General features: G+C 72.1%; 25 protein-coding genes and 1 pseudogene. 13 read left to right on the plus strand and 13 right to left on the minus strand.

All coding sequences use genetic code 11. The features are described 5' to 3' along the window. Nucleotides 1-948 (plus strand): VWA domain-containing protein (locus ACFWFZ_RS25215; RefSeq protein WP_387125212.1); only part of this gene is annotated, 948 nt, incomplete at its 5' end. Nucleotides 949-1,063: 115 nt separating this feature from the next. Here ACFWFZ_RS25215 and aspS read toward each other — a convergent pair. Beyond that, on the minus strand, nucleotides 1,064-2,881 hold the full coding sequence (gene aspS, locus ACFWFZ_RS25220; protein WP_387125214.1) for an aspartate--tRNA ligase: 1,818 nt from the start codon (nucleotides 2,879-2,881) through the stop codon (nucleotides 1,064-1,066). 156 nt (nucleotides 2,882-3,037) lie between these two features. Between aspS and ACFWFZ_RS25225 the strand changes: the two genes are divergently transcribed. Both ACFWFZ_RS25225 and ACFWFZ_RS25230 read left to right on the plus strand, forming a co-directional pair. Further along, nucleotides 3,038-5,200, plus strand: a complete 2,163-nt coding sequence (locus ACFWFZ_RS25225; RefSeq protein WP_387125216.1) for a SpoIIE family protein phosphatase — start codon at nucleotides 3,038-3,040, stop codon at nucleotides 5,198-5,200. 48 nt (nucleotides 5,201-5,248) lie between these two features. Then, entirely contained in the window at nucleotides 5,249-6,340 is a 1,092-nt protein-coding gene (locus tag ACFWFZ_RS25230; protein WP_387125218.1) for an AI-2E family transporter, read from the plus strand. A gap of 80 nt (nucleotides 6,341-6,420) precedes the next feature. Here ACFWFZ_RS25230 and ACFWFZ_RS25235 read toward each other — a convergent pair whose 3' ends face one another. The 6 genes from ACFWFZ_RS25235 to ACFWFZ_RS25260 all read right to left on the minus strand — a co-directional run bounded on the left by ACFWFZ_RS25235 (nucleotide 6,421) and on the right by ACFWFZ_RS25260 (nucleotide 10,925). Then, nucleotides 6,421-7,416 carry a pirin family protein gene (locus ACFWFZ_RS25235; RefSeq protein ID WP_387125220.1) on the minus strand — a complete coding sequence of 332 codons (996 nt, stop codon included), beginning with the start codon at nucleotides 7,414-7,416 and terminating at the stop codon, nucleotides 6,421-6,423. A gap of 448 nt (nucleotides 7,417-7,864) precedes the next feature. Continuing rightward, complete coding sequence (locus tag ACFWFZ_RS25240) at nucleotides 7,865-8,245, minus strand: hypothetical protein (RefSeq protein ID WP_387125222.1); 381 nt, start codon at nucleotides 8,243-8,245, stop codon at nucleotides 7,865-7,867. 97 nt (nucleotides 8,246-8,342) lie between these two features. Further along, nucleotides 8,343-9,302: a helix-turn-helix domain-containing protein gene (locus ACFWFZ_RS25245; protein ID WP_387125224.1), complete on the minus strand. Its 960-nt coding sequence runs from the start codon at nucleotides 9,300-9,302 to the stop codon at nucleotides 8,343-8,345. A 61-nt stretch (nucleotides 9,303-9,363) separates the two neighbouring features. Beyond that, nucleotides 9,364-9,819 carry an SseB family protein gene (locus ACFWFZ_RS25250; RefSeq protein ID WP_387125225.1) on the minus strand — a complete coding sequence of 152 codons (456 nt, stop codon included), beginning with the start codon at nucleotides 9,817-9,819 and terminating at the stop codon, nucleotides 9,364-9,366. A gap of 70 nt (nucleotides 9,820-9,889) precedes the next feature. Beyond that, a complete protein-coding gene (locus tag ACFWFZ_RS25255; RefSeq protein WP_387125226.1) occupies nucleotides 9,890-10,093 on the minus strand; it encodes a DUF397 domain-containing protein in 204 nt (67 codons plus the stop codon). Further along, nucleotides 10,074-10,925, minus strand: coding sequence for a helix-turn-helix domain-containing protein (locus tag ACFWFZ_RS25260; protein WP_387125228.1), 852 nt, complete (start codon nucleotides 10,923-10,925; stop codon nucleotides 10,074-10,076). Before ACFWFZ_RS25260 ends, ACFWFZ_RS25255 begins: the two co-directional genes overlap by 20 nt. 115 nt (nucleotides 10,926-11,040) lie before the next feature. On the opposite strand from ACFWFZ_RS25260, the gene ACFWFZ_RS25265 reads away from it, so the two are divergent. The 5 genes from ACFWFZ_RS25265 to ACFWFZ_RS25285 all read left to right on the plus strand — a co-directional run bounded on the left by ACFWFZ_RS25265 (nucleotide 11,041) and on the right by ACFWFZ_RS25285 (nucleotide 15,831). Further along, on the plus strand, nucleotides 11,041-11,250 hold the full coding sequence (locus tag ACFWFZ_RS25265; protein ID WP_387125230.1) for a hypothetical protein: 210 nt from the start codon (nucleotides 11,041-11,043) through the stop codon (nucleotides 11,248-11,250). Next, nucleotides 11,247-11,606, plus strand: a complete 360-nt coding sequence (locus ACFWFZ_RS25270; RefSeq protein ID WP_387125232.1) for an ATP-binding protein — start codon at nucleotides 11,247-11,249, stop codon at nucleotides 11,604-11,606. The genes ACFWFZ_RS25265 and ACFWFZ_RS25270 overlap by 4 nt, the downstream gene beginning before the upstream one ends. A gap of 116 nt (nucleotides 11,607-11,722) precedes the next feature. Further along, the gene (locus ACFWFZ_RS25275) at nucleotides 11,723-13,549 is read left to right on the plus strand and encodes an acyl-CoA dehydrogenase (protein ID WP_387125234.1); all 1,827 of its coding nucleotides are present in this window, start codon (nucleotides 11,723-11,725) and stop codon (nucleotides 13,547-13,549) included. 159 nt (nucleotides 13,550-13,708) lie between these two features. Continuing rightward, nucleotides 13,709-14,437 (plus strand): hypothetical protein, encoded by a 729-nt coding sequence (locus ACFWFZ_RS25280; RefSeq protein ID WP_387125236.1) that lies wholly within the window; start codon nucleotides 13,709-13,711, stop codon nucleotides 14,435-14,437. A gap of 101 nt (nucleotides 14,438-14,538) precedes the next feature. Further along, entirely contained in the window at nucleotides 14,539-15,831 is a 1,293-nt protein-coding gene (locus ACFWFZ_RS25285; RefSeq protein WP_387125238.1) for a M18 family aminopeptidase, read from the plus strand. 53 nt (nucleotides 15,832-15,884) lie between these two features. On the opposite strand, the gene ACFWFZ_RS25290 is transcribed toward ACFWFZ_RS25285, so the two are convergent. Beyond that, a complete protein-coding gene (locus tag ACFWFZ_RS25290; protein WP_387125240.1) occupies nucleotides 15,885-17,726 on the minus strand; it encodes an NHL domain-containing thioredoxin family protein in 1,842 nt (613 codons plus the stop codon). A gap of 117 nt (nucleotides 17,727-17,843) precedes the next feature. On the opposite strand from ACFWFZ_RS25290, the gene ACFWFZ_RS25295 reads away from it, so the two are divergent. Next, on the plus strand, nucleotides 17,844-18,398 hold the full coding sequence (locus ACFWFZ_RS25295; protein ID WP_387125242.1) for a Uma2 family endonuclease: 555 nt from the start codon (nucleotides 17,844-17,846) through the stop codon (nucleotides 18,396-18,398). On the opposite strand, the gene ACFWFZ_RS25300 is transcribed toward ACFWFZ_RS25295, so the two are convergent. Both ACFWFZ_RS25300 and ACFWFZ_RS25305 read right to left on the minus strand, forming a co-directional pair. Then, nucleotides 18,395-19,285 (minus strand): virginiamycin B lyase, encoded by an 891-nt coding sequence (locus ACFWFZ_RS25300; protein ID WP_387125245.1) that lies wholly within the window; start codon nucleotides 19,283-19,285, stop codon nucleotides 18,395-18,397. The two genes, ACFWFZ_RS25295 and ACFWFZ_RS25300, sit on opposite strands and share 4 nt — an antisense overlap. Continuing rightward, nucleotides 19,282-20,889: pseudogene (locus tag ACFWFZ_RS25305) on the minus strand (ABC-F family ATP-binding cassette domain-containing protein); the annotation flags it as partial. The gene ACFWFZ_RS25300 and the pseudogene ACFWFZ_RS25305, both read right to left, overlap by 4 nt. An 87-nt stretch (nucleotides 20,890-20,976) precedes the next feature. Between ACFWFZ_RS25305 and ACFWFZ_RS25310 the strand changes: the two are divergent. Both ACFWFZ_RS25310 and ACFWFZ_RS25315 read left to right on the plus strand, forming a co-directional pair. Continuing rightward, entirely contained in the window at nucleotides 20,977-21,582 is a 606-nt protein-coding gene (locus tag ACFWFZ_RS25310; protein WP_387125247.1) for a TetR/AcrR family transcriptional regulator, read from the plus strand. 93 nt (nucleotides 21,583-21,675) lie between these two features. Continuing rightward, nucleotides 21,676-22,341, plus strand: a complete 666-nt coding sequence (locus tag ACFWFZ_RS25315; protein ID WP_387125249.1) for an MSMEG_1061 family FMN-dependent PPOX-type flavoprotein — start codon at nucleotides 21,676-21,678, stop codon at nucleotides 22,339-22,341. A 113-nt stretch (nucleotides 22,342-22,454) separates the two neighbouring features. Here the strand turns inward: ACFWFZ_RS25315 and ACFWFZ_RS25320 are convergent, their stop codons facing one another. Together ACFWFZ_RS25320 and ACFWFZ_RS25325 are read right to left on the minus strand one after the other, a co-directional pair. Beyond that, nucleotides 22,455-22,994 (minus strand): DUF4240 domain-containing protein, encoded by a 540-nt coding sequence (locus ACFWFZ_RS25320; RefSeq protein ID WP_387125251.1) that lies wholly within the window; start codon nucleotides 22,992-22,994, stop codon nucleotides 22,455-22,457. A gap of 28 nt (nucleotides 22,995-23,022) precedes the next feature. Continuing rightward, nucleotides 23,023-23,823, minus strand: coding sequence for a hypothetical protein (locus ACFWFZ_RS25325; protein ID WP_387125253.1), 801 nt, complete (start codon nucleotides 23,821-23,823; stop codon nucleotides 23,023-23,025). Between the two features lie 32 nt (nucleotides 23,824-23,855). On the opposite strand from ACFWFZ_RS25325, the gene ACFWFZ_RS25330 reads away from it, so the two are divergent. After that, on the plus strand, nucleotides 23,856-24,359 hold the full coding sequence (locus ACFWFZ_RS25330) for an LURP-one-related/scramblase family protein (RefSeq protein ID WP_387125255.1): 504 nt from the start codon (nucleotides 23,856-23,858) through the stop codon (nucleotides 24,357-24,359). 119 nt (nucleotides 24,360-24,478) lie between these two features. On the opposite strand, the gene ACFWFZ_RS25335 is transcribed toward ACFWFZ_RS25330, so the two are convergent. After that, a complete protein-coding gene (locus ACFWFZ_RS25335; protein ID WP_387125256.1) occupies nucleotides 24,479-25,258 on the minus strand; it encodes a carbon-nitrogen family hydrolase in 780 nt (259 codons plus the stop codon). Nucleotides 25,259-25,421: 163 nt separating this feature from the next. Between ACFWFZ_RS25335 and ACFWFZ_RS25340 the strand changes: the two genes are divergently transcribed. Continuing rightward, nucleotides 25,422-26,252 carry a maleylpyruvate isomerase family mycothiol-dependent enzyme gene (locus ACFWFZ_RS25340; protein ID WP_387125257.1) on the plus strand — a complete coding sequence of 277 codons (831 nt, stop codon included), beginning with the start codon at nucleotides 25,422-25,424 and terminating at the stop codon, nucleotides 26,250-26,252. Nucleotides 26,253-26,305: the final 53 nt, after the last annotated feature.

The following is a 26,305-nucleotide window of genomic DNA, read 5'->3' on the forward strand; positions in this document are numbered from 1 at the left end:
GAACAGCCCGCCGAGGCCGCACCGCAGGCCGACGCCGTCCAGGCAGCGACCCCCGCCCCCGAGGAGCCCGCCCAGGGCACCGAACCGGCTGCGGAGCAGGCCGGTACCGCCGTCACGGCTGAGGCGCCGGCCGCGGACGCAGCCACGGCCACCGAGCAGGCTGCCACCGAGGCCCCGGCCGCCACCGCGGAGCAGGTGGAAGCCGAGCCCGAGGCTGCCGCTCCTGCGAAGCCCGAAGCCGCCGAGCCGCAGGCTCAGGACGAGGCCGGGCCGGAAGCGGAGGCGGAAGGGCCTGCGCATGCGGCTGCGGCCGTGCGGCGCCGGGCGCCTGAGGTCGCCGCCGCGTACAAGGCGGCCGGGCAGGTGCTCCGGAGCAAGGGGAAGGCCGGCGCCCGCGCCAAGGTCTACCTCGTCCTCGACCGCTCCGGGTCGATGCGCGGGTTCTACAAGGACGGCAGCGCCCAGTACCTCGCCGACCACGCCCTCGCCCTCGCCGCGCACCTGGACGAAGCGGCGACCGTGCACACCGTGTTCTTCTCCACGGAGGTGGACGGCACCGCCGACCTGACCCTCGACAGCCACTACGGCTCCTGGGTCGAGGGCCGCCACGCCGAGCTCGGCCGGATGGGCCGCACCAGCTACCACGTGGCCGTCGAGGCCGTCGTCGAGCAGTACCGCAAGGACGGCGGCGAGGGCCCGGCCCTGGTCGTCTTCCAGACGGACGGCGCCCCCGACAACCGCCAGCCCGCCCGGCAGGCGCTGACCGAGGCCGCCTCCACGGCCCCCGGGATCCACTGGCAGTTCGTCGCCTTCGGCGACCACGACTCCAAGGCCTTCGACTTCCTGCGCAAGCTGGACGCCGAGAACGCCGGCTTCTTCCACGCGGGGCCCGCCCCCACCGAGCTGACCTCCGCCGCCCTCCTCAAGGGTGTCCTGGAGAAGTTCTAGCCACAGCTTCCAGACGCAGGTCAGGTCCGGACACAAGTCCGGACACAGCGGAAGGGCCCGGGGGCGTCGTCGCCCCCGGGCCCTTCCGCTGTGTGGCCGTGCCGCCGGCTGCCGCCTAGCGCGCAGCGTCCGGGTGGACGGACTCGCTGACCGGCTTGGCGTCGGCCGCCTTCGTCTCGACCGGCTTGCGCAGCGCGATGTTCAGCTCGCGCAGGCGGCTCTCCTCCAGCACCGTCGGCGCGCCCATCATCAGGTCCTGCGCGTTGCCGTTGAGCGGGAAGGCGATGGTCTCGCGGATGTTCGGCTCGTCGGCCAGCAGCATCACGATGCGGTCCACGCCCGGGGCGATACCGCCGTGCGGCGGGGCGCCGAGGCGGAACGCGCGCAGCATGCCCGCGAACTCGCGCTCGACGGTCTCGGCCTCGTAACCGGCAATCGCAAAGGCCTTCAGCATGACCTCGGGCTCGTGGTTGCGGATGGCGCCGGAGGACAGCTCGATGCCGTTGCAGACGATGTCGTACTGCCAGGCCAGGATGTCCAGCGGGTCCTTCTCCTCCAGGTCCTTCATGCCGCCCTGCGGCATGGAGAACGGGTTGTGGGAGAAGTCGATCCTGCCGGTCTCCTCGTCCTTCTCGTACATCGGGAAGTCGACGATCCAGCAGAAGCGGAAGACGTTCTCCTCGAAGTGGCCGGCGCGCTTGGCGGCCTCGACCCGGACCGGGCCCATGATCTTGGAGACCTCGTCGAACTCGCCCGCGCCGAAGAACACGGCGTGGCCGGGGACCAGGCCCAGGCGCTCGGTGAGGACCTTGACGTTCTCCTCGGTGAGGAACTTCGCGATCGGGCCGGTCAGCGTGCCGTCCTCGCCGACGCGGACCCAGGCCAGGCCCTTCGCGCCGAGCGAGACCGCGTAATCGCCGAGGCCGTCGAAGAACTTGCGCGGCTGGGCGGCGGTGTCCGGGACGGCCAGGGCGCGCACGTGCTTGCCGGCGAACGCCTTGAACTCCGAGCCCTCGAAGACGTCGGTGATGTCGACGAGCTCCAGCTTGGCGCGCAGGTCGGGCTTGTCGTTGCCGTACTTCAGCATCGACTCGCGGAAGGGGATCCGCGGGAAGGGGGAGGTGACGTGGCGGCCGTTGCCGAACTCCTCGAAGAGCTCGGTCATGAGCGTCTCGATCGGCTGGAAGACGTCCTCCTGCTCGACGAAGGACATTTCCACGTCGAGCTGGTAGAACTCGCCCGGCGAGCGGTCGGCGCGGGCGTCCTCGTCGCGGAAGCAGGGCGCGATCTGGAAGTACCGGTCGAAGCCGGAGATCATCAGCAGCTGCTTGAACTGCTGCGGGGCCTGCGGCAGCGCGTAGAACTTGCCCGGGTTCAGACGGGACGGCACCACGAAGTCACGGGCGCCCTCGGGGGAGGTCGCGGTGAGGATCGGGGTCGCCATCTCGTTGAAGCCGAGCGCCACCATCTTCGAGCGGATCGAGGCGATGACCGCCGACCGCAGCATGATGTTGCGGTGCATGCGCTCGCGGCGCAGGTCGAGGAAGCGGTACTCCAGGCGGCGCTCCTCGTTCACACCGTCGTCGGTGTTGATCGTGAAGGGCAGCGGGGCGGCAGCGCCGAGCACCTCGACCTCGGCGACCTCGATCTCGATCTCGCCGGTCGGCAGGTCCGGGTTCACGTTGTCCGCACCGCGGGAGACGACCTTGCCGTCGATGCGGACGACGGTCTCCTTGGAGACGCTGCTGAGGGCCTCGTTCGCCGCGGTGCCGGGGCGGGCGACCAGCTGCGTGATGCCGTAGTGGTCGCGCAGATCGATGAAGAGGATGCCGCCCAGGTCTCGACGGTTGTGCAGCCAGCCGCTCAGTCGGACGTCGGCGGCGACGTCAGAGGCGCGGAGCTCGCCGCAGGTGTGGGACCTGTACCGATGCATCAGTCATCCAGTTCTACGCGATACCAGGGTGGATTCAACCGTCCCAAGGTTACCGTCCGGGACGGTGACGGGTCGGGCACTGGCGTCCGCCTGCGCAAATGCGACCGACATCGCGCGAACAGGCACGTACCGGATGCGACCTGTAAAGATGACCGGGTGCGCACCGAGGATGTCCTGGCCGCCGTCGCGACAGGCCTGTGGAAATGGGACAACGCCTCCGGGACGGTCTCGCTCGACGCGGAGGCCGCCCGGCTCCTCGGGCTGCCCGCCGAACCGGTGGTGCTGCCGGAGGTCGCCGTACGCTCCCGCTTCCACCCCGTGGACTGGAACGAGATCAACGGGATCGTGAACCTGGCCGTCGCCGAGGGCACCCTCGCCGAGGCCCGGCTGCGGATCATGGACGTGGACGGCCGGGTCATGCGGACCGTGCGCAGCCGCTCCAAGCCTCTGGAGAGGTGGTCGGCCGACGGGAGCCTGGACTACGAGCTGATCGGCACCATCCAGGAGATCGCCGAGCCCCAGCCGGGCACCACCGCCGCCCACACGCCCATCACGGGCGACTGGCGGCGCTCCCGCGAGGCCTTCCTGCTCGACGCGGGGCGGGCGCTGGCGGAGGCCCGGTCCACGGCGGAGGTGCTGCGGGTCGCGGCCTCGCTGTCCATGCCCGGCTTCAACCCCGACGGGCTCGCCGTCTTCGGCGTGGCCGGGGACCGGCTGTCCGTCATCGGGCACCACGGGCACGACGCCGGGGACGAGGGACCCTTCACGGACATGCCGCTGGAGACGGACTACCCGGCCGCGGAGGCCGTCCGTACCGGCCGGGCGATCTACCTGTCCTCCCCCGAGGACTACAAACGGCGCTTCCCGGCCACCTGGCCGCTCGCTCAGCGCTTCGACCGGGTGTCCTGGGCCTTCCTGCCGCTGATCGTGGCCGGAAGGACCATGGGCGCCTGGATGGCCGCCTTCAGGCAGCCGGCGTCCTTCTCGCCCGACGAGCGGTCCGTCCTGACGACTGTGGCCCGGATGCTGGCCCAGGCGCTCCAGCGGGCCGGGGTGGCCGAATCCGAGCGGGAACTCACCACGGGCCTGCAACGGTCGATGATGCCGCAGCTCGGCCCGGAGATCCCCGGCATGCGGATCGCCGCACGCTACGTCCCCACGGGCGGCGGGCTCCAGGTCGGCGGCGACTGGTACGACATGATCCCGCTGCCGTCGGGCCGGTTCGCGCTGGTCATCGGCGACGTGCAGGGCCACGACGTCCGGGCGGCCGGCCTGATGGGCCAGCTGCGGATCGCCGTACGGGCGTACGCGTCCGAAGGGCACCGGCCGGACGCTGTGCTCTCCCGCGCCTCCCGCTTCCTCGCCGGGCTGTGCGCCTCCCAGGAGCCCGCCGCGCAGGAGGACCCGGACGCTCAGAGCCCGCGGTTCGCGACCTGCCTGTACGTGGAGTGCGACCCGCAGACCGGAACGCTGGAGGTGGCCCGCGCCGGCCACCCCGACCCCGTGGTGCGGATGACCGACGGCACGGTGCTGATGCGGCCCACCGCCGGCGGGCTCCCCCTCGGGATCGTCCCCGACACCGACTACCCGACGACCCGGTTCACGCTGGAGCCCGGCGAGACGATGATGCTCTGCACCGACGGGCTCATCGAGACCGGCGGGCACGACCTGGACACCGGCTGGGCCCGGCTGCGGGCCGTCCTGGAGGCCGACACGCACGAGGCCGGCGGCCATGAGCCCGGGCATCTGGAAAAGCTGGCGGACCTGCTGGTCCAGGCCGTGCACGGGCCGTCCTCGCACCACACCACCGGCCCGCTGGCCGACCGCCGCGAGGACGACATAGCCGTGGTGCTGCTGTGCCGCGAGGGCGCGGGCTGCGGCTGCGGCGCCCCGTCGGCGCACCCGGTCCGCCCGACCCGCCGCACGATGCTGACCGTGGCCCAGGCGGAACCGGAACGCATCGCCGGCGCGCGCCGGCAGGTCCGGGAGCTGCTGCACGACTGGGCCGACGAGGAGCAGGTCGACTCCGCGGTGCTGATGGTCTCCGAGATGGTCACCAACGTCCTCACGCACACGGACGGCGACGCCCTGCTGGTCGCGGAGGCGGTCGGCGAGCTGGGCGGGCGCCGGTTGCGCGTGGAGGTCGCGGACTCCAGCGACGAGCTCCCGCACAAGCGGCACCCGGGCGAGATGGCCTCCAGCGGCCGCGGGGTGCTGCTGACGGAGATGCTGGCCGACGCGTGGGGCGTGGACCCGCGCGGGGAGGGCAAGACGATCTGGTTCGAACTGCACGAGCAGTCCAAGCAGCCGGACGCGTAGCGCGGTACGGGCCGGGGCCGCCGCGGCGGCCCGTGGTTGGATGACGCCGTGCCGAACTCCCTGCTCCCCGAACCGGTGCGGCGGCTCGCCGCCTGGTGCGCCGTCGTCCTGCTGGTCACCGCGGTCCTCGCCGTCGGCGTATGGCTGTGCATCGTCTTCCAGACCGCGGTCACGCCCGTCCTGCTGGCCGTGCTCGGCACGGCCCTGCTCGGGCCGATGCACCGGCGGCTGGTGGGCATGGGCGTGAACCGCTCGCTGGCCGCGGCACTGACCTGCCTGGCCGTGGTCGCCGTCGTCGGCGGGGCCTCGTACATCGTCGTCCTGGCGCTCATCGAGACCGGTGACCAGATCGTCGACGCGCTGCGGCGGGCCGGCGAGACCCTCGCCGAGCACTTCGGGGCGGTGGGCACCTCGCTGGAGGACATCACCGCGAACTCCAAGGACCTGCTGGCGAAGTTCGGCGGCACGGCCGCGTCCGGCGTGGTCGCCGGGCTCAGCGTGGTGGGCTCGATGCTGGCGATGGCCCTGCTCGCGATGGTGCTTATCTTCTTCTTCCTGCGCGACTCCGACCGGGCCGTGGGCACGCTGCGCTCGATCGCGCCGAGCCGCTCCGGCGACCTGATGGAGGCGATGGCGCGGCGCGCCTTCGAGGCCGTCGAGGGCTTCATGCGGGGCACCACCTTCGTGGCCCTGATCGACGGCGTGCTGATCGGAGCGGGGCTGCTGGTCCTCGACGTGCCGGGCGCGCTGGGCCTGGCCGCGCTGGTCTTCGTGACGGCGTACATCCCCTACCTCGGCGCCATCCTCTCGGGCGCCGTCGCCGTCCTCGTGGCCTTCGCCGACCGCGGCTGGGCCATCGGCCTGTGGGCGCTGGGCCTGGTGCTGCTGGTCCAGATGATCGAGGGGTACGTGCTGCAGCCCGTGGTGCAGAGCCGCACGGTGCAGATGCACCCGGCCGTGGTGATGCTGGCCATCACCGCCGGCGCGAGCGTCGCCGGCATCCTCGGCATGCTCCTCGCGGTCCCCCTGACGGCGGCGTTCTTCGGCGTGGTCTCCGAGCTGCGCGACCGCTACGCCAGGGCGGAGGCGGAGGTGGAAGCGGACCCGATGCCGCAGCCGCAGCCCGCGGACCCCGCCTGACGGGACGGGCGATGCGACGGCACGGGCCGCGCCCCCCTGTTGAGGGGCGCGGCCCGTGGTGCGCGTCGTGGCCCTCGGCGTCAGTCCTCGTCCGCCTGGCCCGCGCCGCGGTGGCCGAGGCCCGTGCGGGCGGTGGTGGGGATGCGGCCCAGGCGGCCCGCCTGGAAGTCGTCGAAGGCCTGCTGGAGCTCGTGCTTGCTGTTCATGACGAACGGCCCGTAGTGCGCCATCGGCTCCCGGATCGGGCGCCCGCCGAGGATGACGATCTCCAGGTCCGGGGCGTTGGAGTCCTGGGACTCGTCCGCCCGCACCGTGAGGGATCCGCCCTCGCCGAAGACGGCCGTCTGCCCGGTGTGGACGGGCCTGCGGTCCTCGCCGACCGTGCCGCGCCCGGCCATCACGTACGCCAGCGCGTTGAATTCCTCACGCCACGGCAGGGTGATCCGCGCCCCCGGAGCGACGGTCGCGTGGATCATCGTGATGGGCGTGTGGGTGATGCCGGGGCCCTCGTGGCCGTCGATCTCACCCGCGATGACGCGGAGCAGGGAGCCGCCGTCCGGGGTGGACAGCAGGGTGACCTTGCCGCCGCCGATGTCCTGGTAGCGCGGGGGCATCATCTTGTCGGAGGCCGGCAGGTTCACCCACAGCTGGAGGCCGTGGAAGAGCCCGCCGCTGACGACGAGGGACTCCGGCGGGGCCTCGATGTGCAGCAGGCCCGAACCGGCGGTCATCCACTGGGTGTCGCCGCCGTTGATGACGCCGCCGCCGCCGTTGCTGTCCTGGTGGACGAAGGTTCCGTCGATCAGGTACGTGACGGTCTCGAAGCCGCGGTGCGGGTGCCACGGGGTCCCTTTCGGCTCGCCCGGCGCGTACTCCACCTCGCCCATCTGATCCATCATGATGAACGGGTCGAGGTACTGGTAGTTGATCCCGGCGAAGGCGCGCCGCACCGGGAATCCCTCACCCTCGAAGCCACTCGGAGCGGAGACGACGGCCAGCACCTTGCGCGGGACGACCGCCTGCGGCTCGGCCACGCGCGGAAGCGTCAACGGGTTCTCAACAGTCACTGCGGGCATGGTCAGGACCTCCTTCTGATCCGAGTTTAGTTGAAACTCGAACTTTCTGCCACACCCCTCAGAACAGAGCGGCCCCCCGGGACATTCCCCGGCGCCCGCCGCGCGCCCAGGGCCCCGTCACGCCGTGATCCACGCCGCGGACGCCTTGATAGAACAGACGTCCAAGGCGACACCGCCATCTCGATCCGCACAGCCGGCGGAGGCGGCGCGTCCGGCTTCGGCACCGACGCGGCCCAGAAGAAGCTGGCGGCCGGCAAGCTGTCCGGCGATGTCAGGACCCAGACCGACAGCGCGGGGAAGAAGGCCGTCGAGGACACCACCCGCCTGGCAGACCGCGAGGGGCCCGGCGCGCGGCCGCAGGACCGAGTCTGCGGCATCCGCTCCGGCCCGCCTCCGGCCCGAGGCCCCGGAGGCGTTCCTCCGGGGCCTCGGGCTGCCTGACCTGCGGTTACGGCCCGACGATGCGCAGCGAGTTGTACGGAGTGAGGTCCACGTCGACGTACGTCCACGGTGCGATGGTGATGTCGCAGTCGGTGCCGTTGCCGTTGCGGCAGAGCTGCGCGTACCAGCCGGGCGACTGGTTGTTGAAGACGCGCTTCATCCCGTTCTGGCCCCAGAAGGGGTGGTTCCCGCGCGTGAAGTACTCCTTCGGCCAGCCGTTCCAGTTCGCACCCCCGTAGATGCACGCGGCACCGTAGGAGCAGTTCGCATAGGTGTCGCCCGCGGCTGCCGCGCCGGCCGGGGACGCCGCCAGGACCCCCGTGCCCAGCGCCATCACCCCCGTGGCCGCGACCGCCGCCAGCTTCGTGCGCAAGGACGTACGTGACATCGCACTCTCCCCCTTCGGTAGGAGCGGGTTCTCCCGCAGCACCGATACTCCGGACCGGCCGGCCCCGCCGCGATGCTTTCGGGCGTCGCCGAAAGCTTCAGCCTCCGCTGTGGAGGAGGTCCGCGCCCAGGCCCGTCACCGAGTGCAGGACCGCTTTGCCGTCCCGCTCGGTGGTGATCAGGCCGGCCGCGCGCAGGGTGCGGGTGTGCTCCGAGACCGAGGGGAGGCTGATGTCGAGGTCCCGGGCCAGCTCACTGGTCGTGCGCCGCTGCACCAGCCGCTGCAGCACGGCCGCCCGGGTGCGGCCCAGCAGCGCGTCCAGCGCCCCTTCGGCGGGGCCGGCGGAGGTCAGGGGCAGCGGGGTCATCGCCGGGTAGAGCAGGACGTGCGGGCCGTCGGGGTGCTCGGCCACCAGCGGGCGGCCCGTCCAGAACGGCGAGGGCATCAGTATCAGGCCGCGCCCGCCGAGGCGGACCTCGTAGTGCGGCGGCCGGGCCACCTCGAAGACGGTCCCCGACCAGCCGGCCGCCGGATGCGTGCTGGCCAGGCACGCCCTGATGCCGTGGGTGGCCAGGAGCCGGGTGCGCCAGACGACGTCCGCCTGGAAGGACTGCCGGATCCGGGCCCAGTAAGGGGCCACCACGCTCTCGTGGGCCGCCGTGAGCGCGCCGCCGAGCTGGTTCCACGCCTCACGGTCCCGGCCCCACAGCGCCCGCAGCCAGGAATCCGGTCCGGGGGCGCGGGCGGCGGCGCGGGCGAGCTGTTCGCCGGTCAGCAGCGGCGCGGCCGCCCGTACGGCGGCCAGGCCCTCCTCCAGGGTGCGGGCGTACGGTTCGACGAACGGCGGGTTGTCACCGTCCGGGCGCAGCAGGTCCAGCAGGGGCCGCGCCCGTCGGGGGAGCTCCTGGCCGACGCGCGCCCGCCAGCGGCCGAAGACCGCCGCCTCGTCGGTCCGCTGCCAGGCCACCAGGGCCATCGCCAGCTCCACCATGGGGAGCGGCCCGTCGGCGAAGGTGACGTTGAACAGGTCCTCGGCCGTGAAGTGCACTCTCAGCATCGCGCCCGCCCCCCGTGTGGCTACGGCGTACCGCTGTCAGCCGTCTGCGTGGCAATGGCTTCTAGCCGTACATGCGGCGCATCGCGAAGTCGACCATCTGCTCGACCGCCTTCGCGTCGAAGACCATGCGGTGGTCGCCCTCCATGTCGAGGACGAAGCCGTACCCGGTCGGCAGCAGGTCGATCACCTCGGCGCCAGTGATCACGAAGTACTTGGACTCCTTGCCGGCGTACCGGCGCAGCTCCTTCAGCGTGGAGAACATGGGGATGACCGGGTGCTGCGTGTTGTGCAGCGCCAGGAAGCCCGGGGTCTCGCCACGCGGGCAGTAGACCTTCGAGGTCGCGAAGATCTGCTGGAAGTCCTCGGCGGACAGCGACCCGGTGGTGAAGGCGCGTACCGCGTCCGTGAGGGAGGGCGGGGACGGCTCGGGGTACAGCGGCGCCTGCCCATAGCCCTGCTGGGGCTGCTGAGGGGCGTACTGCTGCTGGGCGCCCGGATTCTGGTCGTAGCCGTACATGCGGCCCACCCTACCGAGCGGCCGAAGGCGTACCGGCCGGTACCGGCCACCGCTGCCCGGCGGGGTGCGGTCAGGAGGCCTTGAGGGCGGCCACGAAGGGCCCCCAGGCCGCCGCCGTGACCACGACGACACTGCCGTCGGGCCTCTTGGAATCCCGCACCTGCACGAGTCCCACTACCTCGTCAGCCACCTCGACGCAGTCGCCGCCGGTGCCGTTGCTGTAGCTGCTCTTGCGCCAGGTCGCGGCGCTCAGGTCAATTCCGCTGCTTGCCATCTCGGTAGTCCTCTGCCGCGGCGTCGAGGAGGGCCAGGGACGCCTCCGGCGGCAAGGCGGCGGCCCTCAACAGATCGTAAGACCTGCGGTACTCCTTCACGAGGGCCGGAAAGTCGACGAGTTGGCCGCTGTGCAGGCTCTCCACGTACACGACGGGCGGCGCGTCCGGGAAGGTCATCAGCTTCGCCATGCCCATCATGAGGGCGTGCGTTGCGGTCGTTTCCGGGACCACTTGCAGAATGGACCGGGTCCGGCGGACCACGGCCGCGATGTGCTCCAGCAGCTCCGCCATCTGCGGCGCGGGCAGGGCCGGGCGGCGGATCACCGACTCGTCCAGCACCACCCAGAAGTCCGGCGGGCACTCCCCGTCAAAGAGCTTGGCCCGCCCCATCCGGGCGGCCACCAGCTTCTCGATCGTCTCGTCGGCCGCCCGGGGCATGGCGGCGCGGCTGATCGCCCGCGCGTAGGCGGGGGTCTGGAGCAGCCCCGGCACCAGCATCGGCGCCCATTCCTCGATGGTCTCGGCGTACGGCTCCATCTCCGCGACGTCCGCGAAGTACTCCGCGTACCCCGACTGCTTCGCGCGGCGCGCATCTTCACAGCGGCGCTCGAAAAAGCCGTCCGTGCCCAGCTTCGCGTCCACATGCCGGGCCAGATCCGGGGGCATCCGGCGTTCGCCGCGCTCGATCTGGCTCAGGAAGGGCACGCCCCGGAAACTGCCCTCGGCCAGCTGGTCGAGCGTGAGCCCGGCCGCCTCCCGCTTGTAGCGGAGCTCCGCGCCGTAGAAGGACGGCACGTTCGCCGACGCGTCCGGGTCCTTGCGAGCCGGCACAACCCACCACCACCATTTGCCACTTGTCCTGCGCAACCGGAAACCCTTCCCACGGTACGCGGCGGGGCGCCAGCCTGTGAGGGCTTCGTCACACTCCGCCACGGAAGGGTTTGCCATGAGCGACCACCCCCACGACCGTGAGGCCCTCGCCGCCCTCGACGCGCTGCGCGGCGCGCTCGCCGCGCACGGGATCACCCTGCCCTCGCTGGACCTGCACCTGCCCTCCTACGCCGGGCGGTACGGCTCGCCGCCCCTCATCACCCTCGGCAACTGCAACGCCGCCACCGCGCAGCGGCTGGCCGCCGCCCTGGCCGGCGACCGGTGAACACGCTCACGGTCCGCCTGCTCGCCACCCCGCAGGCGGCTCCGATGCTCCGGCACGCCGTGCGCGAGCACCTCGGTCCCGACGGCCACCCCGACGCCGCGCTGTGCGTCACCGAGCTGCTGGCCAACGTCATCAACCACCTCGGCGAGGGCACGCCCGTCACCCTGCGGATCAGCGGAAGGGCAGCCCGTACGCGGGTCGAGCTCACCGACCCCGCACCGGGGGCACGGCCCGTACGGCGCGAGGCGGACGCGACCGACGAGTCCGGGCGCGGGCTTGCGCTGCTCGACGCCCTGGCGGTGCGGTGGGGCGTCACGCGGGGGCACGGCACCAAGACCGTGTGGTGCGAGCTTTGACCCTGGTCACAGTCGGCGCGGAAGGGTTGCTGTTATTACCGACGGGTAGCATCATGTTGTTACCGATTGGTATGTACGAGGAACCTGTCTCCCCGAGCCTTAACGGAGCCGTCGCCATGGGGCACTACAAGTCGAATCTCCGCGACATCGAGTTCAACCTCTTCGAGGTGCTCGGCCGCGACCAGCAGTACGGCACCGGTCCGTTCGAGGAGATGGACACCGAGACCGCCAAGAGCGTCCTGTCCGAGATAGCCCGCCTCGCCGAGAACGAGCTGGCCGAGTCCTTCGCGGACGCCGACCGCAACCCGCCCGTCTTCGACCCGGAGACCAACACCGCGCCGGTTCCGGCCTCGTTCAAGAAGAGCTACAAGGCCTTCATGGACTCCGAGTACTGGCGTCTGGGCATCCCGGAGGAGATCGGCGGCACCGTCTCCCCGCGCTCCCTCGTCTGGGCCTACGCGGAACTCCTGCTCGGCTCGAACCCGGCCGTCTGGATGTACTCCTCCGGCCCGGCCTTCGCCGGCGTCCTCCACGAGGAGGGCAACGAGGCGCAGAAGAAGATCGCGCAGATCGCCGTCGAGAAGCGCTGGGGCTCCACCATGGTCCTCACCGAGCCGGACGCCGGCTCGGACGTGGGCGCCGGCCGCACCAAGGCCATCCAGCAGGAGGACGGCTCCTGGCACATCGAGGGCGTGAAGCGCTTCATCACCTCCGGTGAGCACGACATGGAGGAGAACATCCTCCACTACGTCCTCGCCCGCCCCGAGGGCCACGGCCCGGGCACCAAGGGCCTGTCCCTCTTCCTCGTCCCGAAGTTCCACTTCGACTGGGAGACCGGCGAGCTGGGCGAGCGCAACGGCGTCTACGCCACGAACGTCGAGCACAAGATGGGCCTCAAGGCCTCCAACACGTGCGAGATGACCTTCGGCGACCAGCACCCCGCCAAGGGCTGGCTGATCGGCGACAAGCACGACGGCATCCGCCAGATGTTCATGATCATCGAGTTCGCCCGCATGATGGTCGGCACGAAGGCCATCGCCACCCTCTCCACCGGCTACCTCAACGCGCTGGAGTACGCCAAGGAGCGCGTGCAGGGCCCGGACCTGGCGAACTTCATGGACAAGACCGCGCCCAAGGTCACCATCACGCACCACCCCGACGTGCGCCGCTCGCTGATGACGCAGAAGGCGTACGCCGAGGGCATGCGCGCCCTCGTCCTCCACACCGCGACCGTCCAGGACGAGATCCAGGTCAAGCAGGCCGCCGGCGAGGACGCCTCCGCCCTCATCGGCCTGAACGACCTGCTCCTGCCGATCGTGAAGGGCTACGGCTCGGAGAAGTCCTACGAGCAGCTCGCGCAGTCCCTGCAGACCTTCGGCGGCTCCGGCTACCTGCAGGAGTACCCGATCGAGCAGTACATCCGCGACGCCAAGATCGACACCCTGTACGAGGGCACCACGGCCATCCAGGGCCAGGACTTCTTCTTCCGGAAGATCGTCCGCGACCAGGGCGCCTCGCTGAACATGCTCTCCGAGACGATCAAGAAGTTCCTGGCCGAGGCCGTCGGCGGCGAGGAACTGGCCGGCGCCCGCGACGCGCTCGCCAAGGCCGCCGTGGACCTGGAGGCCATCGTCGGCCAGATGATCGTCGACCTCACCGCCACCGGCGAGGACGTCAAGAACATCTACAAGGTCGGCCAGAACACCACCCGCCTGCTGATGGCCTCCGGCGACGTGGTCGTCGGATACCTGCTGCTCAGGGGCGCCGCCGTGGCCGCCGAGAAGCTGGCAGGCGCCTCCGCGAAGGACGTCCCCTTCTACACCGGCAAGATCGCCGCCGCGAAGTTCTTCGCCGCGGAGGTCCTCCCGGGCGTCTCGGTCCAGCGCCAGCTGGCCGAGTCCGTCGACAACTCCCTCATGGAGCTCGACGAGGCCGCCTTCTAACCCCGGCACCGCCACGCCGCACACGCACACGCACGCACGCACGCAGCGGCCGGGTCCCCCGCACAGGGACCCGGCCGCTGCCGCGTGCACGGGCCCCGTCACCGGCGCCCTGTACTGCGGCTTTCCCCGATGTCAGTCGTTCATGGGACGCTCGTAGGCATGAGTCCACAGGATCAGCACGGCAGCAGGGGGTATTCCGTCCCCACCGGGCGGCCGTATGCCCTCAAGGAGCTGCAGGCGAGCCTGGGCAGCCTCGGCGACCACCTGCGCGAGCTGTACGACGGCGCCCACCCCGCCGAGTACGACACCATCGCCGACGCGCTGTACGTGGCCTTCCAGACGGCCGCCGGACTGGCCCCCGCCAAGAGCTACACCGGCTGCCCCGAACACCCCAACGGCGCCCTCGACCCGGAGGCCCCCGAAGGCTGGGGCCGCTGCCTCATCTGCAACGACCGCCGCCGCCTCGGACAGCGCCACCGCGGCGGCCCCGGCGCCGCCCCCGCCGCCGAGCAGCGCCGCCTGGGCTACCCCGTACCGGACGGCCCGTACACCCTCCACGCCCTGCGCGCCTACCTGCGCACCGTCGAGGACCAGCGGTTCCACCTGGGACTGTCCTCCCCAGCCGAGGACTTCGTCCGCATCGCGGACGACCTCCACCGCGCCTTCATCGTGGCCCGCGAACTGTCCCGCCCGCGCAACGCCTCGGGCTGCTCCGAGCACCCCGGCGCCCCCATCGACCCCGACGCACCCCCCGGCGAGGCCTGTATCTTCTGCGCCGGACGCAGAAGACGCGCGCAGCGCTCCCCGCACACCCCGGAGATGCTCCCGCGCATCCGCCGGGGCGAGCGCAGGCAACTGCAGCGCAGATTCGACCGTCCGCCGGGCTGAGAACAACGGGACCCGCAGATCACCCGCCCTGTGGCCCCGGACCTCCGGCCATCCGTCGCAGTCCGGCCATGGCGAACACGACCGTCGTTAAGGTGAACCACATGAGCTCTCCCGCCCGCTTCGACCGCGGCCACACCGACGATCTGATGACCTTCCTGACGGCCAGTCCGTCGCCGTACCACGCCGTGGCCAACGCGGCCGAGCGGCTGGAGAAGGCAGGCTTCAGGCAGTTGTCGGAGACGGACGCCTGGGACTCGGGCACCGGGGGCAAGTTCGTGCTCCGCGGCGGCGCGCTCATCGCCTGGTACGTCCCCGAAGGCGCCGCGGCACACACCCCCTTCCGCATCATCGGCGCCCACACCGACTCGCCGAACCTCCGGGTCAAGCCGCTCCCCGACACGGGCTCACAGGGCTGGCGGCAGATCGCGGTCGAGATCTACGGCGGGACCCTGCTCAACACCTGGCTGGACCGGGACCTGGGCCTGGCCGGGCGGCTGACCCTGCGCGACGGCACCGAGCGCCTCGTGAACATCGACCGGGCGCTGCTGCGTGTGCCCCAACTGGCCGTGCACCTGGACCGGTCGGTGAACAGCGACGGCCTCAAGCTCGACAAGCAGCGGCACATGCAGCCGATCTGGGGCCTCGGCGAGGCGCACGAGGGCGACCTCATCGCGTTCCTGGAGGAGGAAGAGGGCCTGGAACACGGCTCGGTGGCCGGCTGGGACCTGATGGTCCACTCGATCGAGCCGCCCGCCTACCTGGGCCGCGACCGCGAACTCGTGGCGGGCCCCCGGATGGACAACCTGCTGTCCGTGCACGCGGGCGTCGCGGCGCTGGCCGCCGTCTGCGGCGCCGAAAAGCTCGACCACATCCCGGTGCTGGCCGCCTTCGACCACGAGGAGAACGGCTCGCAGTCGGACACCGGCGCCGACGGCCCTCTGCTGGGGAACGTGCTGGAACGTTCAGTCTTCGCCCGTGGCGGTTCGTACGAGGACCGCGCGCGGGCCTTCGCCGGCACCATCTGCCTGTCCTCCGACACCGGGCACGCCGTGCACCCCAACTACGGTGAGCGGCACGACCCCACGCACCACCCGAGGGCCAACGCCGGTCCGATCCTGAAGGTCAACGTCAACCAGCGGTACGCCACCGACGGCAGCGGGCGCGCGGTGTTCGCCGCCGCGTGCGAGCGCGCCGGCGTCCCGTGGCAGACGTTCGTCTCCAACAACGCGATGCCGTGCGGCACGACGATCGGCCCGATCACGGCCGCCCGCCACGGCATCCAGACCGTGGACATCGGCGTCGCGATCCTCTCGATGCACAGCGCCCGCGAACTGTGCGGCGCGGACGACCCGTACCTCCTCGCCAACGCCCTGGTGGCCTTCCTGGAGGGCTGAGCCCGAGGGCTGGGCCCGAGGGCCCAGCCCTCGCAGGAAGGCGGGGAGCGGTCTCAGCCCTCTTCGTCCATGCCGGCGAGGACGAGGGGCAGCCGGGCGGCGCCGTCGGCGGTGACCTTGACGGGTACACCCCAGTCCTGCTGGTGGACGTGGCAGGCCGGGTACTCGTTGGCCGGGTCGTCGTCGCAGGACGCCGCCATCGCCGAGACGTGCAGCACGCCCTCGGTGACGTCCGGGTTCAGCTCCAGCTCCCGGAACAGGTCCGTTCCGGCGCCCTCCCCGCCCGCCAGCAGCTCAGGCGGGGTCGAGGAGACGAGCAGGCGGGTGGAGGGCCCGTAGCGGGTGTCGAGCTTCTGCCCGCTCGGGGCCTGGAAGACCACGTCGAGGCGCAGCGTGCCGGGCGCCACCTCGGTAGCGGCGCGCTGGGTGCGGTGGGCGACCGCGTCCACCCGTACCGCCTCCTCCGGGAGCCGCAGCCGGGTCAGGCGGTGCCGCGCGGACTCGACGACCACGATGTCCTCGCCGACCAGCACGGCGTCGCTGGGCTCGCGCAGGTCGGTCGCCAGGGTCGAGACCTGCCCGGTGGCGGGGTCGTAGCGGCGCAGCGCGTGGTTGTACGTGTCGCACACCGCGACCGAGCCGTCCGGCAGGGCCGTCACCCCGAGCGGGTGCTGCAGCAGGGCCTGGGCGGCGTCCCCGTCCCGGTGCCCGAAGTCGAACAGGCCGGTGCCGACCGCGGTGCTGACGGCGTAGCCGGTGTCGGCGGGGTGGACGTACCGCAGGGCGCTGGTCTCGGAGTCGGCGATCCACAGCCGGTCCCCGGCGGCGGCGAGCCCCGACGGCTGCGCGAACCAGGCCTCGGCGGCCGGCCCGTCGTGCAGCCCCTCGTTGGTGGTGCCGGCGGCGACCTCGACGGTCCCTTCCGCCGGGTCCCAGGTCCACAGCTGGTGGACGCCGGCCATGGCGATCCACACCCTGCCCTGCCACCAGGCCACGTCCCACGGCGAGGACAGGTCCACTTCGAGGGCCGGCCCGGAGGTCGGCGAACCCTGCCACCACTGCCGCCCGGTGCCGGCGACCGTCTCGACGGCCCCGCTGTCGAGGTCGACGACGCGCAGCGCGTGGTTGACGGTGTCGGCGACGACCACCCGGCCGTCGGGCAGCAGCGCCAGCCCCTGCGGCTCGCTGAAGCTGTCGCCGGCGAAGCCGCGCTCGCCGCTGCCGATACGGCGTACGACGCTCTCCCCGTCGGCGGCCAGCTCCACGAGCTGGTGGCGCGTGGAGTCCGAGACGAGGAAGTTCCCGCTGGGCAGGAGCAGCGCCTTGCCGGGGAAGCGCAGGTCGCTCGCGACGGGCTCGGGCGCCACGTACGGTCCGTCGCCGCGCCGCAGGGTGCCCTTGGCCTCGTGCTCGGCCTCCAGCTCCTCGACCAGCTTCGCGAGGGCGTGGGCGTGCCCCTCCCCGGCGTGCTGGGCGACGACGTACCCCTCAGGGTCGATCACGACGAGCGTGGGCCACGCGCGGACGGCGTACTGCTTCCAGGTGGCGAGCTCGGGATCGTCGAGGACGGGGTGGTGCACCTCGTAGCGCTCGACGGCGTCGACGACCGCCGCGTGCTCGGCCTCGTGCACGAACTTCGGCGAGTGCACGCCGATGATCACGACGGTGTCGCGGTGCTTCTCCTCCAGCTCGCGCAGCTCGTCGAGGACATGCAGGCAGTTGATGCAGCAGAACGTCCAAAAATCGAGGATCGTGACCCGTCCCCGCAGGTCGGCGAGGGTCAGCTCCTTCCCCCCGGTGTTCAGCCAGCCTCCCTTGCCGATCAGCTCGGGGGCACGGACACGGGCACGGCGGGGCGCGGGCGCGGAGGTGGGCGCCGGGGCAGCATCGTTCATCCTTCAAGCTTGCCATTCCTTTCCCCACCACCCCCACGGGTGACCGCCCCCCGCCACACGGCCGCAACGAACGGGGGTGTGGGAGCCTGGCGACGGGCGGCGAAGGAGGCTTCCGGCATGACCACCGCGCACGACTACAGCGAAGGCATCGATCCCGAACGCGCACTGAAGTACGCCATCCAGCACCACAGCGGAGACCGCACTGAGATCGTCGAAGGGGTCATCACCAACGTGACGCCGAGTTGGGACCACGAGCGAGCGGCGAAACTCGTACGTCGCCAGATCGAAGCGAGGGTGGACGATCTCGACTGCGTCGAAGGCTCTGGAAATCTGGATCTGCCCGGATCGGCCAACTGGTACGTCCCGGACATCGCCGTAGTGCCCGAGGAACTCGCCCACCGCGGGGGTGCACTGCTGCCCGATCAGACCCTGCTGATCGTTGAGATCACTTCCAAGTCCAACGCCGACACCGACCGCATCGTGAAGCGGAGGCGGTATGCCGAATACGGTGCGCCGCTCTACCTGCTCGTCGACCGGCTGGAGCGGTCCGTCACCCTGTTCGCCGAGCCCGGGAGCCTGGGCTACACCAAGGTGGACGGGCCGCATCCGTTCGGGACGGTCGTACGGCTACCGGAGCCGTTCGGCGTCGACCTCGACACCGGTGGGCTCTAGGACCGCAGGGGCAGGCGGGCCAGGTGGCCCGTTTCCTGGGCGACGTACAGGGTTCCGTCCGCGGCGAAGGTGAGGCCGTGGGGTTCCGTGCCGGGGCTCGGGAGGTGGTGTTCCTCGACGTGGCCGTCCGGGGTGATCGCGCCCACCCGGTTCGTGCCCCACTCGGTGAACCAGCACCGGCCGTCCGGGCCCGCCGTGATGGCGTGCGGCCGGCAGGCGGGGTCGGGCAGCGGGTATTCGGTGACCTCGCCCGCGGTGGTGATCCGGGCGATCCGTCCGACGCCGATCTCCGCGCACCACAGCGCTCCGTCGCCGCCCGCCGTGATGCCCACGGGGCCGGCGTCCGGGGTGGGCAGCGGATGGACGGTGATCCGGCCGTCGGTGGTGATGCGGCCGACGGCGTTCGCCCGGTTGAGGGTGAACCACAGCGCCCCGTCGGGGCCGGTGGTGATGAAGGAGGCGAAGGCGTCCCGCACCGGCAGCGGGTGTTCGGTGACCTCGCCCACCGGGGTGATGCGGCCGATGAGGTCGGCGTGCAGGGCGGTGTACCAGAGCGCGCCGTCGGGGCCCGCGGCGATGCCGAACGGGCCGCTGCCGGGGGTGGGCAGGTCGTACGCGCGGAGCTCTCCCGACACCGTGACGCGGCCGATGCGGTGGTCCCCGGCGCGGGTGAACCACAGTGCGCCGTCGGGGCCCGCGGTGATGACGGAGGGCCCGCAGTCGGCGGCTCCCGTGTCGTACCGGGTCACCTCGCCCGCGGTGGTGACCCGGGCGAGCGCGCCCGCGTGCACGAGCGTGGTCCACAGGGCGCCGTCGGGTCCGGCGGTGAGCGAGTAGGGGCCTTCGCCGGGTGCGGCCACGGTGATCGCGGTGGGGGTGTCGGTCACGGGGCTCCTCGGAGGGGTGCGGGGGCGGCGAGGTCGAGGCGGGCGCCGCACCAGCGGTCGAGCAGGCGCCGGTCGTGGCTGACGACGACGAGGGCGCCCGGGTAGTGGTCGAGGGCGGCTTCCAGGTCCTCCGCCAGCGCGAGGGACAGGTGGTTCGTCGGCTCGTCGAGCAGCAGTACGTCGGCCGGCCGGGCCACGAGGCGGGCCAGCGCGAGCCGTTGGCGCTGTCCCGTGGAGAGCTTCCCGACGGGGGTGTCGAGCCGGTCGGCCGCGAACAGCCCCAGGGAGAGAAGCCGTTCGGTGCCGTCGGGGCCGAACGCCTCGCGGACGGTGCGGGCGGGCGGGCCGGGGTCGGGCTGCTGGGGCAGGTGCCCGGTGCGGCCGCGGCGGGTGATCCGGCCGCTGTCGGGGGCGAGTTCACCGGCGAGGACGCGCAGCAGGGTGCTCTTGCCGGCCCCGTTCGGTCCGGTGACCAGCAGCCGGTCGCCCGCCGAGAGGGCGAGGTCGAGCGGGAGCAGGCGGCCGTGGACGGCGATGCCGCGGGCGTCGAGCACCGGGCCAGCGGCTGCGGACGCGGCCCCGGTCGTGTGCGGCACCGTGGTGAAGCGCAGCGGGGCCGCGGGGGCGGGGACCGGGGCGGCCAGCAGCCGGCGCAGCCGTGCCTCGGCGTTGCGGACGCGGCCGGCCAGGGACTGCTGGACGCGTCCCGCGGCCCGGTCGTACGCCATCTTGTTGCCGTCCTTCATGGCTCTGCCGGGGGCGACGCGCCGGGCGGTGGTGGCTGCGGTCTCGCGCAGCCGCTCGGTCTCGGCGCGCCAGTCGTCGTGGGCCTGGGCGCGGCGGGCGCGTTCGGCGGCCTTCCCCGCGAGGTAGCCGGTGTAGCCGCCGCCGTAGCGGGTGAGGGTGCGGGTGTCGGCGTCGGCCTCGACGAGGGTGGTGGTCACGCGGTCGAGGAAGGTCCGGTCGTGGGAGACGGCGACGGTGGTGCCGGCCCGGCCGCGCAGGTGCTCCTCCAGCCAGGTCAGGGCGGTGTCGTCGAGGTGGTTGGTGGGCTCGTCGAGCAGCAGGACCTCGGGGGAGGCGGTCAGCAGGGCCGCGAGGCGCAGTCGGACCCGTTCGCCGCCGGAGAGGCCGCCGACGCGGCGGTCGCGGTCCAGTGTGACCAGGCCGAGGCCGTGCAGGGCGCGCTCCAGCCGGGCGTCGGCGTCGTAGCCGCCGCGCAGTTCGAAGGCGGTGAGGAGGTCGCCGTACTCCGGCAGGCCGCTCTCGTCGCCTTCGGACATGGCGCGTTCCAGGGCGCGCATGCGGGTCTTGATGGTGCGCAGGTCCGTGAGGCCGCGGTCGATGACGTCCTGGACGGTGAGGTGGCCGGGGAGGTGTTCCTCCTGGGCCAGGTGGCCGAGGCCGCCGGCTGCCCGGACGGTGACGGTGCCCTGGTCGGGGGCTTCGAGGCCGGCCAGGAGGCGGAGCAGGGTGGACTTGCCGGAGCCGTTCTCGCCGATGATCCCGGTGCGTTCGCCGGGGGTGAGGGAGCAGGTGACGGCGTCGAGGACGAGGCGTCCGCCGTGGGACTTGGTGGCGGCTCGGAGGGTGAGCTGGGTGAGGTGGTGGGGCCGGGTGGACCGGCCGGTTGCGGTGGCGGGCTGCGAGACGACTCCCTAAAGCGACGACTGTTGCGTTAGAATGCTGGCATGCCGACCACCACATCCGCAAGCGGTTCTCGTCCGGGGGGCCGCAGCGCCCGGGTCCGCGCCCAGGTCCTCGAAGCCACCGGCGCGCAGCTGGTCGAGCACGGCTACGACGGGCTGACCGTCGACGCCGTGGCCGAGCGGGCCGGAGTGCACCGCACCACCGTCTACCGCCGCTGGCGGGACGTCGGCGGGCTGCTGGCCGACCTCCTCGACGCGGCGGCCGACGACGGCTGGGAGCCGGCCGACACCGGGACGCTGGAGGGCGATCTGACGGCGCTGAACGAGGAGATCCTGGCCGGGGTCACCGCCGACCCGCCGCTCACCACGGCGCTGATCGCCGCGTCGTTCCGCTCGGCCCAGGCCGCGCGGGCGCTGCGGGCCTTCTGGGAGGACCGGTACGACCGCTGCGCGGTGGTCGCGGTACGCGCAGAGGAGCGGGGCGAACTCCCGCCGGGCACCCGGTCGCGGGAGCTGCTGGTCGCGGCGACCGCGCCGATGTACCACGAGCTGGTCCTGCTGGGCACGCCGCCGGACCCGCGCCTCCCGGCCACCACGGCCCGCACCGCCGCCCTGGCGGGCCGGGCCGGCGCCTTCGCCGGGCCCTGACCGGGTTCTGACCGGGCCCTGACCCGGCCCTCATCGGCCGCCGATCGGCCCTTGCCCGGACGCGGCCGGACGCGCCCGGTAGCGTGCGGGAGCATGACGGACAGCACGCCGCCGAAGGGGCGGATATTCGAGGCCTTGAACGCCGAAGCGGTGTGCAGTGCCGCGCGGTTGAGGGAGCTGTACGAGGAGCCGGGGGAGATGGCGCGGCGCAAGGCCGTGGACCGGATCCACGAGGCCGCCCGCGCGGTCATCGGACGGTCGTCGCTGGTGTTCGTCGCGAGCGCCGGGGCGGGCGGGCACTGCGACGTGACGCCGCGGGGCGGGCCGCCCGGATTCGTCGCCGTGCTCGACGAGTTCACCCTCGCGATCCCCGACGCCACCGGCAACAAGCGGCTCGACACCGCCCACAACATCGTGGAGACGGGCCGGGCCGGGCTGATCTTCGTCATCCCGGGCCGGTCCACCACACTGCGCGTGAACGGGCGGGCCTGCGTCAGTGCCGACCCGCGGCTGCTGGAGCAGCTGACCGCCGTCGGCAAGCCGCCGCGCAGCGCGATCGTCGTGGAGGTGGAGGAGGCCTACCAGCACTGCCCGAAGGCGTTCCTGCGCAGCGGCGCGTGGAAGCCCGAGCAGTGGCTCGCCGAGGACGCCGCCCCCAGCTCCGCCGAGATCACCCTCGCCCACCTGGACATGCCGCATCTGACGATCGAGGACATCCGCCGGCAGGAGCGCGAGTCCCTGCTGTACCGCTACGAGTAAGGGCTGTCCCGCAATCCGTGGCGGATCAGCGCGCGGCGTCGGACGCGGTGCATGGGCGCTTCCGACAACGCGGCGAGGCGCCGTAGCCGGCGCCGGAGATTGCGGGACGGCCCTCAGGTGAAGAGGGCGCTCAGGCGCGGCAGTCGGGTCGCCAGTTCGGCCGTGTCGTCGAAGTCGAAGTCCCAGGACGGGTCCAGGGGCGGGTAGCTGATCGTGAAGGAGTCCGCCGGGAGCTCGCGGCCGGTGGCGCTCTCGTACGCGCTCCACGCGATCGAGAGGGCCTCCTCGTCCCACAGCTCCAGGCCCTCCGCGGCCGCCTCGCGGACCGCCGGGTGGTCCGCGAGGGAGTCGGGGTCGGCCAGGGCGGCGTCGAAGACCGCACGGCCCTGGGTGAGCAGCCAGCCGCGGAAGTAGTCGAAGCCGTCGTCCGAGCAGCCGCCGTTGATCATGTAAGCCGCGGCCCAGAGCGGGCTGCGGTAGGACTCCGCGAGCAGGTCCCACAGCACCTGCTGGGCCGCGGCTATCTCCGCCTGTGGACGGGCCGCGAGCAGCTCGCCGGCCCGCCGCGCCACCGCGTCCACCCCCGCACCGGCGTCCGCCGCCGTCTCCGTGCGGGCCGTCTCGATCAACTGCCAGAACATCTGCTTGTCCATGGGAAGAGCCTGGCACCCGGCACTGACATCAGCCGAGGAAGGAGTGGAGAGATCGCGTGAACGAGGTGACGAAGGCGTCCTGGACCTCTGCCGGGAGCAGGTCCAGGGACAGGTACGGGTTGAGGTCCTCCAGCTCGACGAGGAGCAGTTCGCCGGACGGCGCCCGGCAGGCGTCCACCCGCTGGATGCCGTGGGAGAGGGTGTTCCACTCGACGAAGGAGCGGGCGAAGGCCAGGTCCTCGCCGGTCGGCTCGTACGGACGCAGTTCCCAGCGGCGGGCCGGGTCGGGGGCGTACAGCGCGTACTGGAAGGCGTCGTCGACGAAGTAGAAGGACACCTCGTACGCGAAGTCGATGCGCGGCTGGATCAGCACGGCCCCGGCCTCGCCGGCCGGTGTCGTGGTGAAGGTGAGGCCGATGGAGTCGGCGCCCTGCCTCGGCTTGACGACGTACTCGGGCACCTGCGGCAGTTCCGCGAGCCGGGCCGGGTCGTCGACGGTCGGGATGACCGGGTAGCCGGCGGCCGTCAGGTCGAGGAGGTACTGCTTGCCGGCCATGTCGGCGCGGCCGGTGAGGGGGTTGTAGACGGGCGTGCCGGCGGCGAGGGCGGCGGCGCGGAAGGCGTCGTACTCCTCCTGGTAGTGCAGGACCGGGCCGCTGTTGCGGACGATCACGGCGTCGAAGCCGGGCATCAGGGCGCGGGCGTCGGCCGGGTGGCACAGGGCCAGATCGAAGTGCTCGCGCAGGCGCGAGGTGAGGAATATGTCCTCGTCGCAGTAGCGGCGGCCGCGTGCGGGGTACGCCAGGTCGGTCACGTAGAGGAGTGGCATGGGGGAAACCTATCGCGGGCACTGATCAGCGCATGAAATACCTCGTTCGGGACAAAATGCTGGCCATCGGGGACGACTGCTGGATCGAGGACGAGGACGGTCGGCACGCCTTCCTCGTCGACGGGAAGGCGCTGCGGTTCCGGGACACGCTGGAGCTGAAGGATCCGGACGGCCGGATCCTGATCACCCTGCGGGAGAAGCTCTTCGGTTTCCGCGACGCGATGACCCTGGAGCGGGACGAGCGGCGGCTCGCGGTGATCCGCCGCAAGCGCCTCTCGCTGCTGCGCAACCACTTCCGCGTGACGCTGGTGGAGGGCACGGAGCTCGATGTCAGCGGGCGGATCCTGGACCGGGAGTTCAAGGTCGAGTACGACGGGGAGCTGCTCGCGCTGGTCTCCCGGCAGTGGTACCGGGTGCGGGAGACGTACGCGGTGGACGTGGTCCGGGCGGACGCGGACGCGGCGCTGCTGGTCGCGGTCGCGGTGTGCGTGATCCGGATGGCCGAGAGGGAGCGGGAGGACGCCCTCCCGGACTGAGTGCGGGCCCCGGGCCCCACGGTGCTCCCCGCCCCGGCCCGCGCTCCCGGTGTCCGCAGGCCGGCCGCGTCCCCGCGGCCGACGGCAGGCGTCAGCGGTAAGCGGTAAGCGGTCAGCGGTCAGCGGCCCAGGCGGCGGTCCTTGAGGGCCGGGAACTGCGCGCGGGTGTCGGCGACCTTGGCCGGGTCCAGGTCCACGGTGAGGACCTCCTCGCCGGGGCCCGCCTCCGCCAGGACCTCACCCCACGGGTCCACGACCAGGCTGTGCCCCGCCTGTTCGACGCCCGCGTGGGTGCCGGCCAGGCCGCACGCCAGGACGTACGACTGGTCCTCGACGGCGCGCGCCCGGTTCAGCAGCGTCCAGTGCGAGCGGCGGCGCGCGGGCCAGCCCGCGGCGACGATCATCGTGGTCGCGCCGGCGTCGACCAGGCCCCGGAACAGTTCCGGGAAGCGCAGGTCGTAGCAGGTGGCGATGCCGAGGGTCTGTTCCGGCAGCTCCACCGTGGTCAGGGAGTCGCCGGCGGACATGAGGACCGCCTCGCCCTGGTCGAAGCCGAAGCGGTGGATCTTGCGGTAGGTGGCGGCCAGCTCGCCGGCCGGGGAGAGGACCAGGGCGGTGTTGAAGAGGGAGCCGTCGCCCGCGCGCTCCACGACCGAGCCCGCGTGCAGCCAGACGCCGGCGTCGCGCGCCGCCTTGGACATGGCCTCGTAGGTCGGTCCGTCCAGCGGCTCGGCCTCGGTCTCGAACTGCTCGTAGGCGAACGCCCCGACCGTCCACAGCTCGGGCAGCACGACAAGATCGGAATCTTCCTGTTCCCGTACGAGATCGGCCGCTCGGGCGCGCCGGGAAGGCACCGACTCGCCCTCGTTCACTGCGATTTGGATCAACGAGGCGCGCACACTACCACCGTCCTGGCGTTCAAGCCGTCAACTCGGGCCTACGAATCGTCACACGAAAGCACTGCCGGGGTGCTCACAGGCAGCGTAGTTTTGGAAACTGAGTCCACTGCTTCCGAAACGCGCCACTGAACGACGCCACTGAACAGCACCGCGAGGGGTCCCGTTGACCGTCCATCCGCATCCCAGCCTGCAGCCCTATGCCGACGCGTGGACGCACTCCATCGAGGCGATATCCGAGCTGGTCCTCCCCCTGACGGAGGGCGAGTGGAACCGGGCCACGCCGTGCCCCGGCTGGTCGGTGCGTGACGTCGTCTCCCACATCATCGGCATCGAATGCGAGCAGCTGGGGGACCCCCGGCCGATCCACACGGTGGCGCGGGACCTGCGGCACGTGGTGGACGAGTTCAGCCGGTACATGGAGGTGCAGGTCGACGTACGGCGCCACCACACCGCGCCGGAGATGACCTCGGAGCTGGAGTACACCGTCATCCGCCGCGCGCGGCAGCTGCGCAACGAGAAGCGGGATCCGGACACGATGGTGCGGGGGCCGCTGGGCGACCAGGTGACCCTGGAACACGCGCTGCGGCTGCGGGCATTCGACGTGTGGATCCACGAGCAGGACCTGCGGTGGGCGCTGGGGTCGCCGGGGAACTGGGACGCGCCGGGTGCGTACGTGGCGCGGGACATCCTCCTGTCCGGGCTGCCGAAGGTGGTCGCGAAGCGGGCGGGCGCCCCGGCGAACTCCGCGGTGGTGATCGACGTGACCGGGCAGCTGGAGTTCATGCGGACGGTACGGGTGGACGCGGACGGCCGGGGCACGGTGGACAAGTCCCCGTCGCTGGGCCCGGCGGTGACGCTGGCCATGGACTGGGAGACGTACGTCCGCCTCGCGGCGGGCCGGGTGCGGGCGCACGCGGTCGCCGACCGGGTGAAGGTGGAGGGGGACGCGCAGCTGGCGGAGGCCATCCTGACGCAGTTCGCCGTGACCCCCTGATCCCCTGGCCCTCGGCCCTGCCCCCTGGCCCCGCGGCCCGGTGGGTGGTCCGG

It is taken from the genome of Streptomyces sp. NPDC060232 (assembly GCF_042726555.1).
Lineage (GTDB): Bacteria > Actinomycetota > Actinomycetes > Streptomycetales > Streptomycetaceae > Streptomyces.

Excerpts from the sequence above, each read along its gene's own strand:
- aspS (WP_387125214.1), bottom strand. The coding sequence starts at position 2,881 with ATGCATCGGTACAGGTCCCACACCTGCGGCGAGCTCCGCGCCTCTGAC.
- ACFWFZ_RS25235 (WP_387125220.1), bottom strand. The coding sequence starts at position 7,416 with ATGCCCGCAGTGACTGTTGAGAACCCGTTGACGCTTCCGCGCGTGGCC.
- ACFWFZ_RS25240 (WP_387125222.1), bottom strand. The coding sequence starts at position 8,245 with ATGTCACGTACGTCCTTGCGCACGAAGCTGGCGGCGGTCGCGGCCACG.
- ACFWFZ_RS25245 (WP_387125224.1), bottom strand. The coding sequence starts at position 9,302 with ATGCTGAGAGTGCACTTCACGGCCGAGGACCTGTTCAACGTCACCTTC.
- ACFWFZ_RS25250 (WP_387125225.1), bottom strand. The coding sequence starts at position 9,819 with ATGTACGGCTACGACCAGAATCCGGGCGCCCAGCAGCAGTACGCCCCT.
- ACFWFZ_RS25255 (WP_387125226.1), bottom strand. The coding sequence starts at position 10,093 with ATGGCAAGCAGCGGAATTGACCTGAGCGCCGCGACCTGGCGCAAGAGC.
- ACFWFZ_RS25265 (WP_387125230.1), top strand. The coding sequence starts at position 11,041 with ATGAGCGACCACCCCCACGACCGTGAGGCCCTCGCCGCCCTCGACGCG.
- ACFWFZ_RS25275 (WP_387125234.1), top strand. The coding sequence starts at position 11,723 with ATGGGGCACTACAAGTCGAATCTCCGCGACATCGAGTTCAACCTCTTC.
- ACFWFZ_RS25280 (WP_387125236.1), top strand. The coding sequence starts at position 13,709 with ATGAGTCCACAGGATCAGCACGGCAGCAGGGGGTATTCCGTCCCCACC.
- ACFWFZ_RS25285 (WP_387125238.1), top strand. The coding sequence starts at position 14,539 with ATGAGCTCTCCCGCCCGCTTCGACCGCGGCCACACCGACGATCTGATG.
- ACFWFZ_RS25290 (WP_387125240.1), bottom strand. The coding sequence starts at position 17,726 with ATGAACGATGCTGCCCCGGCGCCCACCTCCGCGCCCGCGCCCCGCCGT.
- ACFWFZ_RS25295 (WP_387125242.1), top strand. The coding sequence starts at position 17,844 with ATGACCACCGCGCACGACTACAGCGAAGGCATCGATCCCGAACGCGCA.
- ACFWFZ_RS25310 (WP_387125247.1), top strand. The coding sequence starts at position 20,977 with ATGCCGACCACCACATCCGCAAGCGGTTCTCGTCCGGGGGGCCGCAGC.
- ACFWFZ_RS25315 (WP_387125249.1), top strand. The coding sequence starts at position 21,676 with ATGACGGACAGCACGCCGCCGAAGGGGCGGATATTCGAGGCCTTGAAC.
- ACFWFZ_RS25320 (WP_387125251.1), bottom strand. The coding sequence starts at position 22,994 with ATGGACAAGCAGATGTTCTGGCAGTTGATCGAGACGGCCCGCACGGAG.
- ACFWFZ_RS25325 (WP_387125253.1), bottom strand. The coding sequence starts at position 23,823 with ATGCCACTCCTCTACGTGACCGACCTGGCGTACCCCGCACGCGGCCGC.
- ACFWFZ_RS25330 (WP_387125255.1), top strand. The coding sequence starts at position 23,856 with ATGAAATACCTCGTTCGGGACAAAATGCTGGCCATCGGGGACGACTGC.